The sequence below is a fragment of the Providencia manganoxydans genome (assembly GCF_016618195.1).
GTDB classification, from domain to species: Bacteria; Pseudomonadota; Gammaproteobacteria; order Enterobacterales; family Enterobacteriaceae; genus Providencia; species Providencia manganoxydans.
Window position 1 is genome coordinate 1,476,437 of the sequence record NZ_CP067099.1, and the last position, 21,908, is coordinate 1,498,344.

Genomic DNA, 21,908 nt, shown 5'->3' on the forward strand with positions numbered 1-21,908 from the left:
TATATTGAAAAATATTAGGTTACACGGATTTTATCTGTTTGTCTTCACGGATGAGATAATACGCAATTTAGACTTATTTACTCGTCATAATTCAAGTTACTGAACTTTCGCAATAAGGTCTGATGCCAACGTTCACTTGCTGCCCATTACATAAATTTTTACACCCTTAGCGATTCATTCGGTTGTTACCTAGCTACTCATCATTTAATTATGCTACCTGTACAATCTTTTATATCATAAATAGATAAAAGGCTATCCTATAATTAAGCTATCAGATTCCTGTTATAACGTTTCCTAAATTGAATATCGGTAAATACATAGCCACCATAATTCCACCTACAAGAAATGCCATTGAAATAAGCAATATAGGTTCTATTCTTTTGAGTAACGTCTCAGTGCGAAAGATAAAATCCTCTGAAAAATGTGCAAATAAATATTGTACGAAATGAATTAATTGCCCTGATTCCTCTGCGACAGCGATAAGTTGGCATGCCATACTAGGAAAGAAAGATTGCTCTTTCATTGCAGTAGAAAGGGAACCTCCTTTCACAACAGAGTGTTGTATAACTAAACAGGCTTGTTTGTAAAATGGATGAACAATTGTATTAGCTGCACACTTTAGACATTCTGTTAATGGTAAACCAGCTTGCAATGTAGAAGATAACATTGAAAAGTACAGTGTAAGGTTGTATTCCCGAGTAAGATTTCTAAATGCAGGGATATAATTTAAAAATTTTATAGTACAAATAATAAATTTTTGTTTGTACCTAAAAAGAGAAAAGGATAGCAGAGATATTGCTAATAGTGGGTATATTACATATTCGGATAACCATTTTGAAACATAGATAAGTAAGCTGGTCATAAAGGGTAAGTCATGACCAAAGCTTTGATATATGGTTTCAAATTGAGGCAGCACATAAATTAACATGAGCAATATAAGTACTGCCGACAGTAAGATTAGGATAATAGGATATCTCAATGACTGTAGGATTTTTTTCTTGGTTTGTTGATGGTGTTTTAGCATCTCAGCGATAATTTTAAAATTCTTTTCATATTGCCCTATTTTTTCTGCTACCTCGACCAAACTCACTATTGTAGGCGTAAAAATAGTTGGTGTTCTTTTAAAATTATTGGCTAGCGAGCCACCTTTTTTTAGGTCATCAATGGCTAATTTGATAATCATTTTCCAGAATGGAGGATGATTATTATTCTGAAGAATATATAAACTTTGGAGTATATTAATACCTGATGATGATAATGCACTCAGTTGATGAAAAAAATGTATCCTATAATCAATGTTTTTCCTGTCGAGAAAAAATACAGATTTAAATGTTATTTTTATTGGCGTTTGTTCTAAGTTTAATAACTCGATGAAAGCACAATTTTTACTTTTAGATATAATAACGTCTTTAATAATAGTATTATTTTTAGATAATGCGATATATGAATAAATAAACATTAATTAGCCTCTATATTGCCAACAACAGAATACAGCTCTTGGAGTGTGGTTTCACTAGATCCAACTAGCCGTAACCCATTTTCAAAAAGGCTTTCAAAATGGGATAAATTGGCTTTTCCATGCAGAAAAAACTCGATAAGTGAATCTTGCTCTAAATATTCATAAATAGCTGTTCTGCCGATAAAACCTGCAAAGCAAAGGTCGCAGCCACTTGCAGACCACTCTTGAACTGAGCGATTGTCATTGATTTGAACGCTTTTGGCGCTTTTAGTCTTACAATTGGTACAAAGTTTACGTACTAGTCTTTGTGCAACCACCATTTTTAAGCAAGAGTTTAATTGGGTTCTATCAATACCGAGTTGTTCCATACGCTCAATGGCACTAAAGGTACAGTTAGTATGTAAAGTCGATAAGACTAAATGCCCTGTTTGAGCCGCTCTTGTCGCGATTTGCGCGGTTTCTTCATCCCTAATTTCGCCAATCATAATAATATCTGGATCTTGCCGTAGTAATGCTCTCAAGACATAAGCAAAAGTTAATCCATATTTGTCATTAACCTGTACTTGATTGATCCCTGAAAGAGGAATTTCAATAGGATCTTCTATGGTTGAAATATTACGTGATGATTGATTTAGATATTCAAGCATACTGTATAAAGTGACGGTTTTACCACTTCCAGTAGGGCCAGTGACTAATATCAAACCTTGTGGTTGAAAAAGTGTTTTCTTCAATTTTGTTAGCAAACTTGAATGTAAACCTATTTGATCGATGGAATATCTCAATTGAGTATTAAGTACCCTGAGAACAAGTTTCTCACCATACAGTGTAGGCATTGTTGATAATCTAACACTGTAATTGTGCCCATCAAGATACCAATTCATCTGTCCATCTTGCGGTAAGCGTTTTTCAGCAATATTCAGCTTAGCTAGGATTTTAATGCGTGCAATGATTTCATTATTAATTTCAAGTGGTGGGGATGCAATAAAATACAATTTACCATCAACGCGTAAACGTATTTTTAAGCCTTGTTTCGTGGGCTCAAGATGAATATCAGAGGCTCTTTTTCTGATTGCCGTTTTTAACATATCTTCAACGAATTCAACGGCAGGAGATGTCGTATTTAATTGTTCATTTTCATTAGGTTGATACTCAGGTTCTGGCTCTTGTATCTCTGAATATTTTTTATTGAAATAATGATCGATTTTTTCTTTAGGCCAAATATCATAACAAACAGGTACACTCGATATAAATCTAAGCGTCGCTAGTACATTGTCTTCAGGTTTATTAGCTGTAGCAATAGATAATCGTTTATTTGTATAATCAATAATAATTATATAATGTTTATCGCAGAAAAACTTTAATTCTTTAAATATGAAATCTCTTTCCCTGGTCGATGTCATAAATTATCCTATTATTAAAAAATAAATGTGTTTTCACATAGTGTTTTTAATTTATCGTCATCACTTTCACAGACAACTTGCCACTTAAATGGTGAACCATCTGTTGATACGGTAGGTGTTAGAGTTGCGGACAAGCCAGAGAGATTCTTATCAGCTTCAAAGGTAATGATACCTGACTTAGCTTCAATGGTTTTTAGATACTTTCCTTTTATATCATTAGGTATATTTTCATTTCCCGAATGACAACTCGTTAAGGCGCCTTTATTAAAAGCACAGATCTCAATATTATTTTTATATGGAAGAAGAGTTTGTAATACATCGGTTATGGCTGCTTTTTGCATATAACCTTGATAGCCCGGTATCGCGATAGCACTTAATATAGATATTATTGCAATCACAACCATTATTTCAATTAAAGAAAATCCTTTTTGATTCATAAAAACCTCCGATTTAAGTGAGTTTTTATCTTAATGAAAAAAGATTAATAATTAATTTAATAAAAAACCGTTTTCGAGTGTTATCGAAAATTAAATTATAGAAATGTGAACTGTTACATTTTCTTGGGAGCAGGTTCGCAGAGTTTATTTAACTGTAAAATAGCGACTCAAATTAATGCGCGGCATGTGATAAATATAGATTAGAAATTGAAGAAAAGAGATTGGTACAAACTGTGACGTAGTTTGCACCGAAAGCCGAGTAACAGTACTGCTGTTATTTTTTAGCGCTGAGTTGGTTTTTAAATTTTAGCCAATCGAAGTAGGGGCCGGGATCAGTTTTACGCTCTGGAGCGATATCGCTGTGACCTGTAATGTTGTCTTTTATATCTGGATATTGGCTTATCAGTGCTTGTGTAATAGAAGTCAATGAATCGTACTGCTCAGTAGTAAAAGGTTCAAAGTCTGTCCCTTCTAGCTCAATGCCAATTGAAAAATCGTTACATTTTTCTTTTCCTTGGTAGATAGATTGTCCTGCATGCCATGCGCGGAGGTTGAAAGGGACATATTGAATAACAGTACCATCACGGCGAATGAGGCAGTGTGCAGAAACACGAAGGTGTTTGATTTCATCAAAAAATGGGTGTTCTTCTGGGTTTAGTGTTCCAGTGAATAGTTGGTTGATATAAGGGCCACCAAATTGCCCAGGAGGTAAACTGATATTATGGATCACTAATAGGGAAGGCGGGGTGTTAGTTGGGCGTTCATCATGATGTGGAGATGGAATATGCGTTACATTTTTTAACCAACCATTCTGTATTTCCATACTCAGTGCCATTGTGTTCTCTTTGTAGTGTTGTTCGTATTCAAAAACTTTTACTCGAGAGATTAGCATATACGTAAAATAATTGAACTCTCTGCGTATTTAATGAAGAGGTATTTATTAGTTTAATTGATTAAAAATGTACTAGAAATTTTATTAAATTCAATTGAATAGTGGCTTGTAAGTAGGTGTAGTGTCAATAACGAAGCTGTCACTTTTTCTGTAAGGTGGGATTTTTGTTGCGGATTGTATCGTTGGCATCCCTTAATTCATGTTTTAACTTGGAGTATGATGAATAACAAATCGGTCAAACAGTAAAGTCCCCATACAAACAAGTGAACTGCGCTCAAAGAGCTTATGGTGGGTTTATAATCATTTTATTGGAGTTGATTAATGGCTACAAGGCGTTATGACGAAAACCAACGACGTGAAGTATTGCTTGAAAGGTTACGTACAGATATCCCGTTTACGGTAAGCAATGCATTAAAAGAAGATCTTGGTCAGGTAGTCGATTATAAACAAGATATTACAGGGCAGCTTTTATCTCCAAACTCACAAGCCGATGCACGGATTATTACCAGAGAAGATGGCGTATTTTGTGGGCAGCAATGGTTAGACGAAGTTTTTAAGCAATTGGGTGGACAAGTAAGTGTGACGTGGCATGTTAACGATGGCGATAAAGTGACAGCGAACCAATTACTGTGTGAAATGTCAGGGCCATCTCAGGTGTTACTTACAGGGGAAAGAACAGCGTTAAACTTTATTCAAACATTGTCTTCAGTATCTACCGTCACCGCAAAGTATGTTGCTGAGCTTGAAGGGACTCGCACTAAGCTTTTAGATACACGTAAAACAATCCCAGGTTTACGAAGCGCATTGAAATATGCAGTCTTAATGGGGGGCGGTTTCAACCATCGTCTTGGATTGTCGGATGCTTATCTTATCAAGGAAAATCATATCATTTCGGCAGGATCTGTCACGCAAGCTGTAAAACTAGCCCGCCAAGCTCATCCTACAGTTCCTATTGAAGTAGAGGTAGAAAGCTTGGATGAATTGCTACAGGCGATTAAAGCTGATGCGGATATTATTATGCTTGATAATTTTACTGTGACTATGATGAAAGAAGCGGTTGTACTTACTGCTGGTAAAGCTGCACTTGAAGTTTCAGGGGATGTGACTTTAGAAACAATCAAAGAATTTGCCGAGACAGGGGTTGATTTCGTTTCTGTTGGCGCTTTGACAAAACATATTAAGGCTATGGATCTTTCTATGCGTTTTATTGAGAAATCATCGTAGGAGATCGATAAAATGAGATATGGCTTAGCCATATCTCAGACTGTTGACAAACATATCATGTTTAGCGGCAGTCGTTAGGGGTTCTGAAATAAACGAGGAAAATCAATTTATCGATTTTCGACAGGATAACGCAGAACGGAAGGCGTACGCTTTACTCTGTTTCGTCAATATCCAGAGAGATGATTGGATATCTCTAGTTCTTTTACCTTTTTATATGGATAAGGACCCACATATAAATAAAGATATAATCGTCATACTTCAAGGTAGGGGGACTATGCGGTGCTCACCGAATCACATAGTTATCTATACCCTTGTCTCTCTTCGTTCGTCGCCTATCTGTATTTCGAATTATTTAGGGTATACACAGTAATAGTTCTATCATGAAATCAAAATAGCGAATGTTAGTTTTTTTAGCTGAGGAATCTCTTCTATTCAGTAGATGTGTTGGACGCTTGGTTTGAGTAAAATAACAGATGAGATGAATATTTAACTATATTGTTAATATTCACTTCTCATAATTTTAATCATTTTCATTTTTGCTAAGCTGCTTTGTTTTTTTAACGGTTAAAATTGAATAATTATTCTGTTTGTTTTCTGCTATATCGTTTCAGTTTAAGTAATTTTTACATATTGATTCGTTCTGATTGTTAAGAATAGGTGCTAACTTCGGACGGATTAGTTATCAAAATATGCTATAATTTAAAAAAATCTGTTAAAATTTGCAGGATTTTATGATTTAGCGCAAGGTCTTTATGGACAGTTAGTGAATACTTTGTTACTTTATTAATCCAAACAGAAATTGGTAATACCAATTAACACTGTGCGATAGCTAATCATTAATTACTCACTATGATCATGGCAGGTTATGGCTTACGGTAAAATTCGCCAACCAAAATTATCCGATGTCATTGAGCAACGTCTCGAGCATCTTATTTTCGAAGGGACATTGCGCCCCGGCGAAAAGCTACCTCCTGAGCGTGAACTGGCCAAACAGTTCGACGTTTCTAGGCCATCAGTGCGTGAAGCAATCCAAACTCTCGAAGCTAAAGGGCTACTATCTCGCCGCCAAGGTGGGGGAACATATGTTCAAAAGCAAATGTGGCAAAGTTTTAGCGACCCCTTAACCGAGCTACTCACTGGTAACCCTGAATCTCAATTTGATCTTCTTGAAACTCGTCATGCCCTTGAGGGTATTGCTGCCTATTATGCGGCGTTACGCGGTACTGATGAGGATTTGGAACGCATTCGTCAAAGTTATGAATTGATTATTAAGGCTCAGCAAAGCGGTGATATTGATGCTGAGTCTGACGCTGTTTTGCAATATCAACTGATTGTCACAGAAGCCGCACATAATGTTGTAATACTGCATTTATTGCGTTGTATGGTGCCAATGCTTGAACAAAATATCCGTCAAAATTTTGAATTTTTGTATACCCGTAAAGAAATGTACAAAGCAGTTAGTGAACATCGTGCTCAAATATTCTCCGCTATAATGGCAAGAGAACCTGAAAAAGCACGAGAGGCTTCCCATCGTCACTTAGCCTTTATTGAAGAGTTACTTTTGGATATCAGCCGTGAACAAACGCGACGTGAACGTTCTTTACGCAGGTTACAGCAACATCCTGAATTAAATTAGTAATATAGATTACTGACTGCTGCGTCTGTATTACTGTAACTACTCTCTTTGGGAGTTCAGCGGCAACAACAGCAGGGCCTATCTTTCCGCTATTTTGTGGAAAAGTAGCAGGAAGATAGGCTCCATTTATTCTCTAAATAATTTGAGTTGCAGTTAGGTGACAAGTCCATGAGTTTCTAGGAGCGTACATAAGTATGTGATGAGCAACGAGTGAATGAAGTCACTATCCCTTAACGGAAAGCACTACAACTTGAAGTATGACGAGTAAAAACATTAAAAAATAGATAACAGATAAGGAATACACCATGTCAGATATGTTGAAAAATGACGTGGATCCGATTGAAACTCGCGACTGGCTACAGGCGATTGAATCGGTCATCCGTGAAGAAGGTGTTGATCGTGCTCAGTTCATTATCGAACAGGTATTGAGTGAAGCACGTAAAGGCGGCGTAAATATTGCTGCTGGTGCATCTAGTCATTCTGATTATATCAACACTATCGCTGTTGAAGACGAGCCTGCATACCCTGGTAACATGGATTTGGAGCGCCGTATTCGCTCCGCGATTCGTTGGAACGCAGTAATGACTGTTTTGCGTGCTTCTAAGAAAGATTTGGAACTGGGTGGCCATATGGCATCATTCCAGTCTTCTGCGACTTTATATGAAGTATGTTTCAACCATTTCTTCCGCGCTCATAACAACAATGACGGTGGCGATCTGGTCTTCTTCCAAGGGCATATATCTCCAGGGATCTACGCTCGCGCATTCTTAGAAGGTCGTTTGACTGAAGAGCAGATGAATAACTTCCGTCAAGAAATTGGTGGTAAAGGTCTATCTTCTTATCCACACCCTAAATTGATGCCTGATTTCTGGCAATTCCCAACAGTATCAATGGGTCTAGGTCCAATCAATGCGATCTATCAAGCTAAATTCCTGAAATATTTAGAGAACCGTGGTCTGAAAGATACTTCAGCACAACGTGTTTACGCATTCTTAGGTGATGGTGAGATGGATGAGCCAGAATCGAAAGGTGCGATTACTATCGCAACGCGTGACAAGTTAGATAACCTTGTATTTGTTATCAACTGTAACTTACAGCGTTTAGATGGTCCAGTAACAGGTAACGGTAAAATCGTTAATGAACTTGAAGGCATCTTCAGTGGTGCTGGCTGGCAAGTTATCAAAGTTATGTGGGGCGATCGTTGGGATGAACTGCTGCGTAAAGACACCAGCGGTAAACTTGTTCAATTAATGAACGAAACCCTTGATGGCGATTACCAAACATTTAAATCACGTGACGGTGCGTACGTGCGTGAGCATTTCTTCAATCGTTACCCAGAGACTGCTGCATTAGTTAAAGATATGACTGATGATGAAATTTGGGCGCTGAACCGTGGTGGTCACGATCCGAAGAAAGTGTATGCAGCATTCCAAAAAGCGAAAGAAACTAAAGGCAAACCAACTGTTATTTTAGCTCAAACCATCAAAGGTTATGGTATGGGTGAAACAGCAGAAGGTAAAAACATTGCTCACCAAGTGAAAAAAATGAACATGGATGGTGTTCGCCACTTCCGTGATCAGTTCAATGTGCCTGTTGCAGATGATCAAATTGAAAACCTGCCATATATCACTTTTGAAAAAGATTCAGAAGAGTACAAATATCTGCATGAGCGTCGTCAAGCCCTTGGCGGTTACTTGCCAGCTCGTCGTACTCACTTCGATGAAAAATTAGAAATTCCTGCACTGTCAGATTTCAATCAATTACTTGAAGAGCAATCAAAAGAAATTTCAACCACTATCGCATTTGTTCGTGCGTTAAACGTGATGTTGAAAAACAATTCTATTAAAGAACGTTTAGTGCCAATCATCGCTGATGAAGCGCGTACCTTTGGTATGGAAGGTCTGTTCCGTCAAATCGGTATCTACAGCCCTAAAGGTCAGCAGTATACACCACAGGATCGTGAGCAAGTTGCTTACTATAAAGAAGATTCTAAAGGTCAAATTCTGCAAGAAGGTATCAACGAATTGGGCGCAGGCTCATCATGGTTAGCGGCTGCGACCTCATACAGCACCAACAACCTGCCAATGATCCCATTCTATATCTACTACTCAATGTTCGGTTTCCAACGTATTGGTGACCTGATGTGGGCAGCAGGTGACCAGCAGGCTCGTGGCTTCTTAATTGGTGGTACTTCAGGCCGTACAACCTTAAATGGTGAAGGCTTACAACACGAAGATGGTCATAGCCATATTCAGTCACTGACTATTCCTAACTGTATCTCTTATGACCCAGCATTTGCTTATGAAGTGGCTGTGATCATGCAAGATGGTTTGGAGCGTATGTATGGTGAAAAACAAGAGAACGTGTACTACTACATCACGACTCTGAATGAAAACTATCATATGCCAGCAATGCCAGAAGGCGCAGAAGAAGGTATCCGTAAAGGTATCTACAAACTGGCTTCCATTGAAGGTAGCAAAGGTAAAGTTCAGCTGTTAGGTTCTGGTTCTATGATGCGCCATGTCCGTGAAGCTGCGAATGTACTGTCTACTGAATACGGTATTGGCTCTGATGTCTACAGTGTAACCTCATTTACAGAATTGGCGCGTGATGGTCAAGATTGTGAACGTTGGAACATGCTGCACCCATCTCAAGAACCACGTGTGCCATATGTTGCTCAAGTGATGAATGATGCGCCAGCAGTTGCATCTACTGACTACATGAAACTGTTTGCAGAACAAATCCGTACTTACGTACCAGCAAGCGACTATCGCGTATTGGGTACTGATGGTTTCGGCCGTTCTGACAGCCGTGAAAACCTACGTCACCACTTCGAAGTTGATACTTCATATGTGATTGTTGCGGCGTTAGGTGAGTTGGCTAAACGTGGTGAGATTGATGTTAAAGTCGTTGAAGAAGCGATTAAAAAATACAACATCAACCCAGAAAAAGTTAATCCACGTCTGGCATAAGAGGTAATAATCAATGTCTATTGAAATCCAAGTGCCTGATATCGGTGCTGATGAAGTTGAAGTCACCGAAGTGATGGTTAAAGTTGGTGATAAAGTAGAAGCAGAACAATCTTTGATCACGGTTGAAGGTGACAAAGCTTCTATGGAAGTACCCTCTCCTCAAGCAGGTGTGGTAAAAGAAATTAAAATTGCTGTTGGCGATAAAGTGACCACTGGCAAATTAATTATGGTGTTTGAATCAGCAGAAGGTGCAGCAGCAGCTGCGCCAGCTGAAGCTCCAGCAGCTCCGGCAGCAGCACCAGCAGCAGCGGCTTTGAAAGAAGTAGCAGTACCAGATATCGGTGGCGATGAAGTTGAAGTCACTGAAATTATGGTCAAAGTTGGTGATAGCGTTACCGAAGAACAATCTTTGATCACCGTTGAAGGCGATAAAGCTTCAATGGAAGTGCCTGCACCATTTGCGGGTACAGTTAAAGAGATCAAAATTGCCGCTGGCGACAAAGTGAAAACGGGTTCACTGATCATGGTCTTTGAAGTGGCGGGCGCAGCACCGGTAGCGGCTTCTGCTCCAGCAGCAGCTCCGGCGGCACCAGCAGCTGCGGCAATCAAAGATGTTAATGTACCAGACATCGGTGGTGATGAAGTTGAAGTCACTGAAGTGATGGTCAAAGTCGGTGATAGCGTTTCAGCTGAGCAATCAATCATTACTGTTGAAGGTGATAAGGCTTCAATGGAAGTACCAGCACCATTCGCAGGTACGGTAAAAGAAATTAAGATTGCGACTGGCGATAAAGTGAAAACTGGCTCGCTGATCATGACCTTTGAAGTGGCAGGCGCAGCACCAGCAGCTGCTTCAGCTCCAGCAGCATCAACCCCTGCTCCAGCGGTATCTGCTCCAGCTCCTGCGGCAGCACCAGCAAAAGCGGCTGACAACAAAAATGAATTTGTTGAGAATGATGCTTATATCCATGCAACACCTGTTATTCGTCGTTTAGCGCGTGAATTTGGTGTTAACTTAGCGAAAGTGAAGGGTACAGGTCGTAAAGGTCGTATTCTGCGTGAAGACGTTCAAGCTTACGTTAAAGATGCGATTAAGCGTGCAGAAGCGCCAGCAGCAGCGGGTGGCGGCTTACCAGGTATGTTGCCGTGGCCGAAAGTGGATTACAGCAAGTTTGGTGAAGTTGAAGAAGTTGAACTTGGTCGCATCCAAAAAATCTCTGGTGCTAACCTGAGCCGTAACTGGGTGATGATCCCTCACGTAACGCTGATGGAAGAGGTTGATACCACTGAAGTTGAAGAGTTCCGTAAGCAACAAAACAAAGAAGCTGAGAAGAAACAGCTGGGTGTGAAAATCACGCCACTGGTCTTTGTGATGAAAGCAGTTGCACGTGCTCTGGAAGAAATGCCACGTTTCAACAGCTCTATTTCAGAAGATGCACAGCGTCTGTTCCTGAAAAAATACATCAACATCGGTATCGCAGTTGATACACCTAATGGCTTAGTTGTTCCTGTTTTCAAAGATGTGAACAAAAAAGGCATTATGGAACTGTCTCGCGAGCTGGGTGAAGTTTCTAAGAAAGCGCGTGCAGGTAAACTGACCGCAGCTGACATGCAAGGCGGTTGCTTCACGATTTCTAGTTTAGGTGGTATCGGTACTACCGGTTTTGCACCTATCGTGAATGCGCCAGAAGTGGCAATTATGGGTCTGTCGCGCTCTGCTATCAAACCAGTTTGGAATGGTAGTGAGTTTGTTCCTCGCCTAATGTTGCCAATGTCTCTGTCATTTGACCACCGTGTGATTGATGGCGCTGATGGTGCGCGTTTCATCACGCTAGTTGGACAATTGATGAGCGATATTCGCCGTCTGGTTATGTAATAAATTAGACCGGTCAATTGACCGGTCTGTTTTATTTGGGCTGGGGCAGAGTTTTTCGCTGTTGCAGCGAAAGGTTGGGAGTTGCATCACGCATTCAGCCTTTTCAGGATGTTAACAATTCTGTAAACTGCTCGCGGTGTGTATTTTCCTGTGGGATCATTCGTTTTTGGCTGCCCCCGCAGGACAAAACAAAAAGAGGTCATGATGAGTACTGAAATTAAAGCCCAAGTAGTGGTACTTGGTGCAGGCCCTGCAGGGTATTCTGCGGCTTTCCGTTGCGCTGACTTAGGTTTAGAAACTGTATTAGTAGAACGTTACTCAACTCTGGGTGGCGTTTGTTTGAATGTTGGTTGTATCCCTTCTAAAGCACTGTTGCATGTTGCAAAAGTGATTGAAGAAGCAAAAGCACTGGCTGAACACGGTATTGTTTTTGGTGAGCCAAAAACAGACATCTCTAAAGTGCGCCTGTGGAAAGAAAAAGTCATCAATCAGCTGACTGGTGGTCTGGCTGGTATGGCGAAAGGCCGTAAAGTTAACGTAGTTAACGGTCTAGGCAAATTTACTGGTGCTAACACACTGGTTGTTGAAGGCGAAAACGGCAGCACCACTATCAACTTTGATAATGCAATCATTGCTGCGGGCTCACGTCCTATTCAATTGCCATTCATTCCTCATGAAGACCCACGTATTTGGGATTCTACAGATGCGCTTGAGCTGAAAGAAGTTCCTGAGCGCCTGCTAGTTATGGGTGGTGGTATCATCGGTCTGGAAATGGGTACTGTTTATCATGCTCTGGGTTCACAGATTGATGTGGTTGAAATGTTTGACCAAGTTATCCCTGCTGCGGATAAAGATGTGGTTAAAGTATTCACCAAACAAATCAGCAAAAAATTCAATTTACTGTTAGAAACAAAAGTCACTGCTGTTGAAGCGAAAGAAGACGGCATCTATGTTTCTATGGAAGGTAAAAAAGCGTCTGCTGAACCTCAACGTTATGATGCAGTTCTGGTTGCGATTGGTCGCGTACCAAATGGCAAAAACCTAGATGCTGGCAAAGCAGGTGTTGAAGTTGACGATCGTGGCTTCATCCATGTTGATAAGCAAATGCGTACTAACGTACCTCACATCTTTGCTATCGGTGATATTGTGGGTCAACCAATGTTGGCACACAAAGGTGTTCACGAAGGCCATGTTGCAGCGGAAGTTATCTCTGGTCTGAAACATTACTTCGATCCTAAAGTTATTCCTTCAATCGCTTATACTGAGCCAGAAGTTGCTTGGGTTGGTTTGACTGAGAAAGAAGCGAAAGAGAAAAACATCAGCTATGAAGTAGCAACTTTCCCATGGGCTGCTTCTGGCCGTGCGATCGCATCTGATTGCTCTGAAGGTATGACTAAGCTGATTTTCGACAAGCAATCTAACCGTGTTATCGGTGGTGCGGTTGTTGGTGTTAATGGTGGCGAGCTGCTAGGTGAAATCGGCTTGGCAATCGAAATGGGTTGTGATGCAGAAGATATCGCATTAACTATTCATGCTCACCCAACACTGTATGAATCAATCGGTATGGCGGCAGAAATCTACGAAGGTAGTATTACTGACTTGCCAAATGCTAAAGCGAAAAAGAAAAAATAATTTCTTAGGTCGCCTTGATAAATAGCCTGTTGAATTGGTTGTTTATTAGGAAAGTATATAAAAGCCAATGTGGAAACACATTGGCTTTTTTGCTTTTATAGAGAGTTATATTTGTTGATAGGTTTATTTATACTCGTCATACTTCAAATTACAGCGCTTTTCATTAAGGTATAATGACTATATTCACTCACGCTAGTCACATCGTTTTCTATGCGCCTAGAGATTCGTTCACTTGTCACCTAGCTGTACCTCGAATTATTCAGAGCATATATCAATATTAAATAATATTCTTAAATAAGATGTTTATTCAATTATTAAAATTTAATAAACATCAATAATAACCTTTAGTTGACTAATAAAATATTTCGCTCTAATTTCTTTATTCTTTTTCATTTATGCTAATAAGGAAGTTAGTTTATGAGAAATGTGGAAGATTTAGGTACAATCTATGTAACTGCCGATGAATTGCCAGTTATTGAAAGTCCAAGTTTGTATTTTGGGGATGGTTGTTACGGTGAGTGCGATAGTATTACGGACAGGTTTAGAACTGATGATTTGGTTGGATGGTATCATGCTATCAATGATATTATTGATGATATATCGGCTTGTGAAGATGCATCTACACCAATAGATATTGAGGATTTATTAGATAATATATGTTCATTATCAGAAGCAGATTTCAACTCTAGAACGAAAAGGATTCAAGGGCATGTCGATAATCTAAATCAGAAATTATTTGAAATAGAAGCAACTGATGAATGGAAGTTTTTATTAGATCCAGATAATGATCCTTTCAAACAAGAATGCATAATATCTGGCCGATTAATTACTAAAGTATATAAAACGGCTCAAGAGAGGGATGACCTTTTAGTTGGTTATAGTGAAAATATGTCCAATGAAAATTGGAATGATGACTATATATTTCCAGATGGGGATGAGGGTTTTCTTGATAGTTCAGCAAGAAGAAGCCTTATTTACATTAAATATGTGCATAACAAAGTAGCCAATGGCATTAAAGCTAATCAGAGAAATTTAATTAAACTCGGTATTGCAAAAAGCAGCTTTTTTTCTATTCCTGTTCGCTCACTACCCCCTAGCGTAGCCTTGAATCCAGAAATTTCGGATAGTCATATCGCAAGGGGTGTAGAAAATAGATTAAGTTCCATTTGTGATGGTTTAGCAGAAACTTTTGATTGTACTTTTGGAATGAGTTGCTCTAATGATATCGATAACGCAGCTAAAAATCCCAATCATGGAAAAGAACTTTCAAATTCAGATAAAGTAGAATTAGGTGGTACTGGTTCAGGTACACCAGATGGCTGGGGGCCTGAGGATGAAGCACATGCTAGAACACATCAGATTCCTTCTAAAGAGGAGCTAAAGCAAGGTGCATCTGAAATTAATCGCAACGGCTTAACAAATGCAGGACGATCACTACAAAAGCATGGAGGCAGAGAAGGCTCTGTATACTCGTATTCAAATCAAAAAGCTTCAGTATTGAACCAAGAGGCTAGAGCAATAATTGATGAAATATTAGATAATCCTAATGTAACAATAAAATCTAGAACTGTTTATGAAAATAGGCAAAGAATTGAAGTGATTGATGCTAGATCACCAGATGGTCGAACATTAAGATTTAGTAGAGATGGTAAGAAATTTATTGGTTTTAGAGAACCGTGAAATTGAAAACTAATTGATGAGGGATTTCATGTTAGAATATAGTGTTGGTAGTTCTTTAAATAGAGATGATTTATATGCTGAGCTCTACTTTAATAGTATTCAATGGGGAGAAATATCACTTTCTGAAGATAAAAAAGAGGTAAATATCATTATTTATCCAGACTCGGAAATTTTAGAGTTCAAATATAATGAGTTTTTATCATTGATAGAAAAAGCTAAAGAGCATCTTTTACGGTTAGAGCCTTTAGTTTAATTATTACATAATTAAGTTGATCTCCCTCACTTTTATAGTGGGGGACTTTAATTCAATAAAGAATGTACACATAACGAGCTACTGATGTGAGGATATATAAGGTTTCTAACATTAACAATCTGAAATGATCTCAATTGTATTGATAGATTCCCCAATAAACTATTAGCGTTAAAGAAAAATGAAAAATGAAAAATGAAAAATGAAAAATGAAAAGCTTAGAATTATTTTTTTAAATCCTATGGAATATGAATATTTGGAAGTTGAATTGTTAGGTTCTGATTTATTTAATAATTTTATTGCAAAGCTGCCATTAGGTGACCTGATGTCTATTTTAGTTGAAGTGCGTGATACGCTTAAGAATAAAGATTAGCATTGAATTACGCTCATTTAGATAGATAATTATGGGAAATAATTTAAGTTTCAATTGAAGAGCCTAGATTTTCGTAGGCTCTTTTTTATTGCTTCCCCTCAGCAACCTGGTTGAACTAAAAAAACCAATAAACCCCATAAAATCCATTAAAAAATTTTAAACCAATCGCAATGATTTGCCTTATCAATTAGTCAGATAAGTAAAAATGAGTTATTAAATATAATTTGTGATAAGGGATGAAAAAAGGCACTAATTAGGGTGCTTTCAGTCACGAAATGGATTATAAAAAGTAAGGTCTTAATGGATGCTTATAATGGATTATGATGTTTCAAGCTTAAAAATTACCCTATAAAGTTTGTTAATAGGTAAAGTTAGCAGAAGAATGTTGCTTTCTTGTGAATGAATTAACATTCTATTTAAACTCTGCTATGCTGAACGCCCGAAGCTGGGCATAATTTTACCGCCATTGAGATTATGCGAGCAAATTCCTCTGACCTGGCACCGGATGATAATTTTTGTCAGGATGGTGCAGACAGCCGGGTATATAAATTACAATGAAGCGAGGAGAACGTCGTGCTAGAAGATTACCGTAAGCACGTGGCCGAGCGTGCCGCTCAAGGGATCGTCCCTAAGCCGTTAGATGCTGCACAAGTAGCTGCACTGGTAGAACTACTGAAAAATCCACCTAAAGGTGAAGAAGATTTCCTGTTAGACCTGCTGACCAACCGTGTACCCCCTGGTGTTGATGAAGCAGCCTATGTCAAAGCTGGCTTTTTAGCCGCTATCGCGAAAGGTGAAACCGCCTCTCCTCTTATCTCCCCTGAAAAAGCAGTCGAACTACTCGGCACTATGCAGGGTGGGTACAATATTCATGCACTTATTGAAGCTTTAGACGATGCAAAACTTGCACCTATTGCGGCTAAAGCACTTTCACATACCTTATTAATGTTCGATAACTTCTATGATGTGGAAGAAAAAGCGAAAGCAGGTAATGAGTATGCTAAGCAAGTTATCGAGTCATGGGCTGATGCCAAATGGTTCTTAGAGCGCCCAGAACTGGCTGAAAAACTGACAGTAACAGTATTCAAAGTCACTGGTGAAACTAACACTGATGATCTATCACCAGCGCCAGATGCATGGTCACGTCCTGATATTCCGTTACACGCACTCGCGATGCTGAAAAATGCCCGCGACGGTATCGTACCTGATGATGCAGGTAACGTAGGACCAATCAAGCAAATTGATGAATTAAATAAGAAAGGTTTCCCATTAGCTTATGTGGGTGATGTTGTCGGTACGGGGTCTTCTCGTAAATCAGCAACTAACTCAGTACTGTGGTTTATGGGTGATGATATTCCATTTGTCCCTAACAAACGCGGCGGTGGTGTTGTGCTTGGTGGCAAAATTGCCCCAATCTTCTTTAACACCATGGAAGATGCGGGAGCACTACCTATTGAGGTGGATGTTTCTAAACTGAATATGGGCGATATCATTGATATTTATCCATATAAAGGTGAAGTTCGTAACCACGAAACGGGCGAGCTGCTAGAAACATTTGAACTCAAAACAGATGTATTGATTGATGAAGTACGTGCGGGTGGTCGTATTCCTCTGATCATCGGTCGCGGCTTAACTTCAAAAGCGCGTGAATCATTAGGTTTAGAGCCAACCAATGTTTTCCGTCATGCTAAATCTGTTGCACAAAGTAACCGTGGTTTTTCTTTAGCACAAAAAATGGTAGGCCGTGCATGTGGTCGCCCAGGTATTCGCCCCGGTGAATATTGTGAACCTAAAATGACCTCTGTAGGCTCTCAAGATACGACAGGGCCAATGACACGTGACGAATTGAAAGATTTAGCGTGCTTAGGTTTCTCCGCAGATCTCGTGATGCAGTCATTCTGTCATACTGCGGCTTACCCAAAACCTGTTGACGTGACGACTCACCATACACTGCCTGATTTTATTATGAACCGCGGTGGGGTTTCTTTACGTCCGGGTGACGGTATTATCCACTCATGGTTAAACCGTATGCTACTGCCTGATACTGTCGGTACAGGTGGTGACTCACATACTCGTTTCCCTATTGGTATCTCTTTCCCTGCGGGTTCAGGTCTGGTTGCATTTGCAGCAGCAACAGGGGTTATGCCTCTTGATATGCCTGAGTCTGTGCTGGTTCGCTTTAAAGGTGAAATGCAACCGGGTATCACATTACGTGATCTGGTACATGCAATCCCATTATATGCGATTAAAGAGGGTTTACTGACTGTTGAGAAGAAAGGTAAGAAAAATATTTTCTCTGGCCGTATTTTGGAAATTGAAGGCTTACCAGAGCTAAAAGTTGAGCAAGCATTTGAACTTGCTGATGCTTCAGCCGAGCGTTCTGCGGCGGGTTGTACGATTAAATTAGATAAAGCGCCAATTATTGAATATCTACAGTCTAACATTACCCTCTTGAAGTGGATGATTGCTGAAGGGTATGGTGATCGTCGTACGATTGAGCGTCGTATCAAAGGGATGGAAAGCTGGTTAGCCGATCCGCAACTGCTTGAAGGTGATGCCGATGCGGAATATGCCGCAGTGATTGAAATTGATTTGAATGAAATCAAAGAACCCATTCTGTGTGCACCTAATGACCCTGATGATGCTCGTTTATTATCAGCAGTACAGAACGAGAAAATCGATGAAGTCTTTATCGGTTCTTGTATGACAAATATTGGCCACTTCCGTGCGGCAGGTAAACTGCTTGATCAGCACAAAGGTCAACTACCAACGCGTTTATGGGTTGCTCCACCAACTAAGATGGATGCAGCACAATTAACCGAAGAAGGTTATTACAGCGTATTTGGTAAGAGTGGGGCACGTATTGAAGTCCCAGGTTGCTCATTATGTATGGGTAACCAAGCTCGTGTTGCTGATGGTGCAACGGTTGTTTCAACCTCTACACGTAACTTCCCTAACCGCTTAGGTACTGGGGCAAATGTATTCCTAGCATCAGCTGAACTCGCAGCTGTTTCTTCTTTGTTAGGTCGTCTACCGACGCCTGAGGAATACTTACAGTTTATGGATAAGGTTGATGAAACGGCAGCAGATACCTATCGTTATCTAAACTTTGATCAGTTAGAGCAATACACTGAAAAAGCAGATGGCGTTATTTTCCAAACTGCTGTTTAACCATTAAGTTATACTATTTAAAGGCTCTGAAGTGTTCAGAGCCTTTTTTATTACTATTGTAATAGTGTGGGTTATGATTGAGGAATTAATTATCAAAATGAGCATCAACAATAGTTTGATATTTCAATTAGGTTCAAATCGGGATCTCGAATATAAATGGATAAAATATCCCCCATTGCGCCTGTGCGTTTGATGGGCCCATCAATGATAGTTACTTTTTGATTTTGAATATGTTCAATAACCTGTTCTAGCGGTATGTCGCTGATAAAGCATAAATCAAGTGAGCCAGGGACAGGCAAGTGAGCTTTAGGCTCAAATTCTTGACCGTACTGGTGAATGTTTATTTTTTGTTGACCAAATTGTATTGCATAGCGCTGTTCACCAAATGTGACTAAGTTCATTTTCAAAACACGGGTGTAGAAATCAATACATAAATTTTGATTCGTGGTCGTTAACACTAAATGGTCGATATGGTTAATCATAAGCCAGTCATCCCTCCAAATATTCTTTATAATTTACTTAGCTTAATTACTTTGCAATTACTCCCATTTCTTACCTCATTCATTTTAGTTTAATACTTAGATGTGTTGGCGATTTCTGTGCGCTTTATGGCATAACAATATTATTTTTATACCAACAATAATACGTAACTAAGGGTATAATTAAGCGTAATAACGTCTGGTGGAGGTGAGTTATGGATTACCAATTTTTTCAAGATATTACAGGCGAGATATCAGCAAAATTTTCGATGGATCATGAGGCGATTGGTTATTGGCTTAATGAAGAGGTAAAAGGCGACTTAAACTTACTCGAAGATATTGAACAAAGTTACGAGTCAGTTAAAGGTAGCGAAAAACAGTGGGAGTTGATTGGTCACGAATATACACTGTTTTTGGATGAAGAAGAGGTGATGATCAAAGCGAATCAGCTCGCTTTCGAAACGGATGGATTGGAAGAAGGAATGAGTTATTATGATAATGAAAGCATCGCATTTTGTGGCATTGATGACTTTCTTAGTATGCTTAATGAATATAGACGATTTGTCTTAGAAAATAAAAGGCAATAAACTTTTGTTTTGATATGTTGTCAGATTTTAGCAATTACAGTTATTATTCGACAGTGATACCACATGATTAGCCTGTCAGAAGGTTAAGTTTTGGGAGAGTGTGGTTATTTTATTCACAATATTGTTCAATTTAAAAACTCGAGGGCTTTATGAATACTGATGATGTTACAGGAGCGTTGAATAACGCAACCAGTTGGTTTGCGGCAAATCAGGATCTGTTAGTTCAGTATGTGGTGAATATTGTTTCTGCCATTATCATATTAATTGTCGGTATGATGATTGCGAAATGGGCAGGTCGTGGTTTACACCGTATCATGACTCTTCGCGGCATTGATGCGACAGTGAGTGATTTCTTATCTGCCATTGCGCGTTATACTATTATTGCCTTCACATTTATTGCCGTACTTGGCAAAATTGGTGTTCAAACGGCATCGGTAATAGCCGTAATGGGGGCCGCGGGTTTAGCAGTTGGTTTAGCGTTACAAAATTCACTGGGTAACTTTGCTGCGGGCGTTTTATTGGTGGTATTTAGACCATTACGTGCGGGTGAATATGTGAAGATTGGTGCAGTTGAAGGTACAGTACAAAATGTACAAATCTTCTCTACAACACTGAGAACCGCGGATGACCGTATTATTGTCATCCCTAACGGTAAAATTATTGCAGATAGTATTATTAACGTCTCACGTGAGCCAAATCGTCGTACTGATATTACAGTTGGTGTTGCTTATGATTCAGACATCGATGTAGTGAAAAAAGTGTTGGGTGATATTGTTGCAGCTGATAGCCGTATTCAACATGATAAAGGTGTGACCATTCGTTTGAATGAAATGGCACCATCATCATTGAATTACTTAGTGCGTTTTTGGACCACGAATGGCGATGCATTGCCTGTTTATTGGGATCTGATGGAAAACTTTAAACGCGCTCTTGATGAGCACAAAATTGGTATTCCTTTCCCGCAAATGGATGTCTATTTGCACCAACAATCACAAACTGTCGTCAAAAATCAATCTGCTGAATAATCGTGGACTGAGCGTCATAACAGGGTTGCGTATGTTGAATACGTTACCCTGTTTTCATTTCTTCCTTTCTTATCATTTTTATACCTCATCGCGAAAGTAGTTTTACTAATGTTCTATAAGAATTAATAATTTTCACTAATAATTTTTTATCGATAGAATTGTCGCATAAACAGTGAATAATTATTTGGAATGAGTGCATGTTTACTATTTATCTACAGGGCGCTTTACTTGGGGCAGCGATGATCCTTCCATTAGGACCACAAAATGCCTTCGTATTACAGCAGGGCAGTCGAAAGCAATATCATATTATGAGTGCATTTTTATGCTCTTTAAGTGATACGTTATTAATCGTTGCAGGGGTATTTGGTGGTAGCGCTTTACTTAGCCAATCTGAAATATTGATGCAGCTGATTACATGGGCTGGTGTTGGATTTTTAACATGGTATGGGTATGGTGCTTTTCGTAGCGCATTTAGTCGCGACGATATGGTGTTAAGCGCAGAGCATCAAATCGCTAGTCGTTGGCGAGTAATCATAACGTTGTTTGCCGTGACATGGCTTAATCCACATGTTTACTTAGATACTTTCGTGGTGTTGGGGAGTGTCGGCGGTCAATTAGAAAGCCAACTACGCCCTTGGTTTACAGCGGGAGCGTTGACGGCTTCATTTGTTTGGTTTTTTGCATTAGCGATGTTAGCGGCATGGTTTTCACCTGTGTTAAATAAACCGTTATCGCAACGTATTATTAATGTATTTGTTGGCACAGTAATGTGGTTTATTGCTATTCAATTAGCAAAACAAGGATTAGGGTATTAA

General features: G+C 39.3%; 17 protein-coding genes. 12 read left to right on the forward strand and 5 right to left on the reverse strand.

Going from position 1 to position 21,908, the window contains the following annotated elements; all coding sequences use genetic code 11:
- Nucleotides 1-271: 271 nt before the first annotated feature.
- The 4 genes from JI723_RS06390 to ampD all read right to left on the reverse strand — a co-directional run bounded on the left by JI723_RS06390 (nt 272) and on the right by ampD (nt 4,119).
- Entirely contained in the window at nt 272-1,459 is a 1,188-nt protein-coding gene (locus JI723_RS06390; protein WP_319066233.1) for a type II secretion system F family protein, read from the reverse strand.
- Nucleotides 1,459-2,859, reverse strand: coding sequence for an ATPase, T2SS/T4P/T4SS family (locus tag JI723_RS06395; RefSeq protein WP_070925279.1), 1,401 nt, complete (start codon nt 2,857-2,859; stop codon nt 1,459-1,461). The genes JI723_RS06390 and JI723_RS06395 overlap by 1 nt, the downstream gene beginning before the upstream one ends.
- Nucleotides 2,860-2,873: 14 nt before the next feature.
- Nucleotides 2,874-3,296 (reverse strand): prepilin peptidase-dependent pilin, encoded by a 423-nt coding sequence (gene ppdD, locus JI723_RS06400; RefSeq protein ID WP_272580132.1) that lies wholly within the window; start codon nt 3,294-3,296, stop codon nt 2,874-2,876.
- 274 nt (nt 3,297-3,570) lie between these two features.
- Nucleotides 3,571-4,119, reverse strand: coding sequence for a 1,6-anhydro-N-acetylmuramyl-L-alanine amidase AmpD (gene ampD, locus JI723_RS06405; RefSeq protein WP_337979956.1), 549 nt, complete (start codon nt 4,117-4,119; stop codon nt 3,571-3,573).
- A gap of 390 nt (nt 4,120-4,509) precedes the next feature.
- On the opposite strand from ampD, the gene nadC reads away from it, so the two are divergent.
- From nadC to acnB, 9 genes are all read left to right on the forward strand, one after another.
- Nucleotides 4,510-5,412, forward strand: a complete 903-nt coding sequence (gene nadC, locus JI723_RS06410) for a carboxylating nicotinate-nucleotide diphosphorylase (protein WP_272580131.1) — start codon at nt 4,510-4,512, stop codon at nt 5,410-5,412.
- An 865-nt stretch (nt 5,413-6,277) separates the two neighbouring features.
- Entirely contained in the window at nt 6,278-7,048 is a 771-nt protein-coding gene (gene pdhR, locus JI723_RS06415) for a pyruvate dehydrogenase complex transcriptional repressor PdhR (protein WP_070925283.1), read from the forward strand.
- A gap of 305 nt (nt 7,049-7,353) precedes the next feature.
- Nucleotides 7,354-10,020: a pyruvate dehydrogenase (acetyl-transferring), homodimeric type gene (aceE, locus tag JI723_RS06420; RefSeq protein ID WP_070925284.1), complete on the forward strand. Its 2,667-nt coding sequence runs from the start codon at nt 7,354-7,356 to the stop codon at nt 10,018-10,020.
- 13 nt (nt 10,021-10,033) lie between these two features.
- Nucleotides 10,034-11,896, forward strand: a complete 1,863-nt coding sequence (gene aceF / locus JI723_RS06425) for a pyruvate dehydrogenase complex dihydrolipoyllysine-residue acetyltransferase (RefSeq protein WP_272580130.1) — start codon at nt 10,034-10,036, stop codon at nt 11,894-11,896.
- A gap of 204 nt (nt 11,897-12,100) precedes the next feature.
- Nucleotides 12,101-13,528 (forward strand): dihydrolipoyl dehydrogenase, encoded by a 1,428-nt coding sequence (lpdA, locus tag JI723_RS06430; protein ID WP_070925286.1) that lies wholly within the window; start codon nt 12,101-12,103, stop codon nt 13,526-13,528.
- Nucleotides 13,529-13,945: 417 nt separating this feature from the next.
- Nucleotides 13,946-15,208: a hypothetical protein gene (locus JI723_RS06435; RefSeq protein ID WP_337979850.1), complete on the forward strand. Its 1,263-nt coding sequence runs from the start codon at nt 13,946-13,948 to the stop codon at nt 15,206-15,208.
- A gap of 28 nt (nt 15,209-15,236) precedes the next feature.
- Nucleotides 15,237-15,461, forward strand: coding sequence for a hypothetical protein (locus JI723_RS06440; RefSeq protein ID WP_036978471.1), 225 nt, complete (start codon nt 15,237-15,239; stop codon nt 15,459-15,461).
- 199 nt (nt 15,462-15,660) lie between these two features.
- Nucleotides 15,661-15,831, forward strand: coding sequence for a hypothetical protein (locus JI723_RS06445; protein ID WP_272580128.1), 171 nt, complete (start codon nt 15,661-15,663; stop codon nt 15,829-15,831).
- Nucleotides 15,832-16,404: 573 nt separating this feature from the next.
- Nucleotides 16,405-19,002, forward strand: coding sequence for a bifunctional aconitate hydratase 2/2-methylisocitrate dehydratase (acnB, locus tag JI723_RS06450; protein ID WP_319066230.1), 2,598 nt, complete (start codon nt 16,405-16,407; stop codon nt 19,000-19,002).
- A gap of 104 nt (nt 19,003-19,106) precedes the next feature.
- Here acnB and JI723_RS06455 read toward each other — a convergent pair whose 3' ends face one another.
- Nucleotides 19,107-19,484 (reverse strand): VOC family protein, encoded by a 378-nt coding sequence (locus JI723_RS06455; protein ID WP_070925291.1) that lies wholly within the window; start codon nt 19,482-19,484, stop codon nt 19,107-19,109.
- Between the two features lie 212 nt (nt 19,485-19,696).
- Between JI723_RS06455 and JI723_RS06460 the strand changes: the two genes are divergently transcribed.
- The 3 genes from JI723_RS06460 (at nt 19,697) to argO (ending at nt 21,908) form a co-directional block, all read left to right on the forward strand.
- On the forward strand, nt 19,697-20,068 hold the full coding sequence (locus JI723_RS06460) for a YacL family protein (protein ID WP_070925292.1): 372 nt from the start codon (nt 19,697-19,699) through the stop codon (nt 20,066-20,068).
- Nucleotides 20,069-20,217: 149 nt separating this feature from the next.
- Complete coding sequence (gene mscS, locus JI723_RS06465) at nt 20,218-21,093, forward strand: small-conductance mechanosensitive channel MscS (RefSeq protein WP_272580126.1); 876 nt, start codon at nt 20,218-20,220, stop codon at nt 21,091-21,093.
- 197 nt (nt 21,094-21,290) lie between these two features.
- The gene (gene argO, locus JI723_RS06470) at nt 21,291-21,908 is read left to right on the forward strand and encodes an arginine exporter ArgO (protein WP_070925294.1); all 618 of its coding nucleotides are present in this window, start codon (nt 21,291-21,293) and stop codon (nt 21,906-21,908) included.

Coding starts and splice junctions, on each gene's coding strand:
- JI723_RS06455 (WP_070925291.1), bottom strand. CDS start 19,484: ATGATTAACCATATCGACCATTTAGTGTTAACGACCACGAATCAAAAT.
- JI723_RS06395 (WP_070925279.1), bottom strand. CDS start 2,859: ATGACATCGACCAGGGAAAGAGATTTCATATTTAAAGAATTAAAGTTT.
- JI723_RS06445 (WP_272580128.1), top strand. CDS start 15,661: ATGAAAAATGAAAAGCTTAGAATTATTTTTTTAAATCCTATGGAATAT.
- ppdD (WP_272580132.1), bottom strand. CDS start 3,296: ATGAATCAAAAAGGATTTTCTTTAATTGAAATAATGGTTGTGATTGCA.
- nadC (WP_272580131.1), top strand. CDS start 4,510: ATGGCTACAAGGCGTTATGACGAAAACCAACGACGTGAAGTATTGCTT.
- ampD (WP_337979956.1), bottom strand. CDS start 4,119: ATGGAAATACAGAATGGTTGGTTAAAAAATGTAACGCATATTCCATCT.
- mscS (WP_272580126.1), top strand. CDS start 20,218: ATGAATACTGATGATGTTACAGGAGCGTTGAATAACGCAACCAGTTGG.
- pdhR (WP_070925283.1), top strand. CDS start 6,278: ATGGCTTACGGTAAAATTCGCCAACCAAAATTATCCGATGTCATTGAG.
- JI723_RS06460 (WP_070925292.1), top strand. CDS start 19,697: ATGGATTACCAATTTTTTCAAGATATTACAGGCGAGATATCAGCAAAA.
- JI723_RS06435 (WP_337979850.1), top strand. CDS start 13,946: ATGAGAAATGTGGAAGATTTAGGTACAATCTATGTAACTGCCGATGAA.
- aceE (WP_070925284.1), top strand. CDS start 7,354: ATGTCAGATATGTTGAAAAATGACGTGGATCCGATTGAAACTCGCGAC.
- argO (WP_070925294.1), top strand. CDS start 21,291: ATGTTTACTATTTATCTACAGGGCGCTTTACTTGGGGCAGCGATGATC.
- aceF (WP_272580130.1), top strand. CDS start 10,034: ATGTCTATTGAAATCCAAGTGCCTGATATCGGTGCTGATGAAGTTGAA.
- JI723_RS06440 (WP_036978471.1), top strand. CDS start 15,237: ATGTTAGAATATAGTGTTGGTAGTTCTTTAAATAGAGATGATTTATAT.
- JI723_RS06390 (WP_319066233.1), bottom strand. CDS start 1,459: ATGTTTATTTATTCATATATCGCATTATCTAAAAATAATACTATTATT.
- lpdA (WP_070925286.1), top strand. CDS start 12,101: ATGAGTACTGAAATTAAAGCCCAAGTAGTGGTACTTGGTGCAGGCCCT.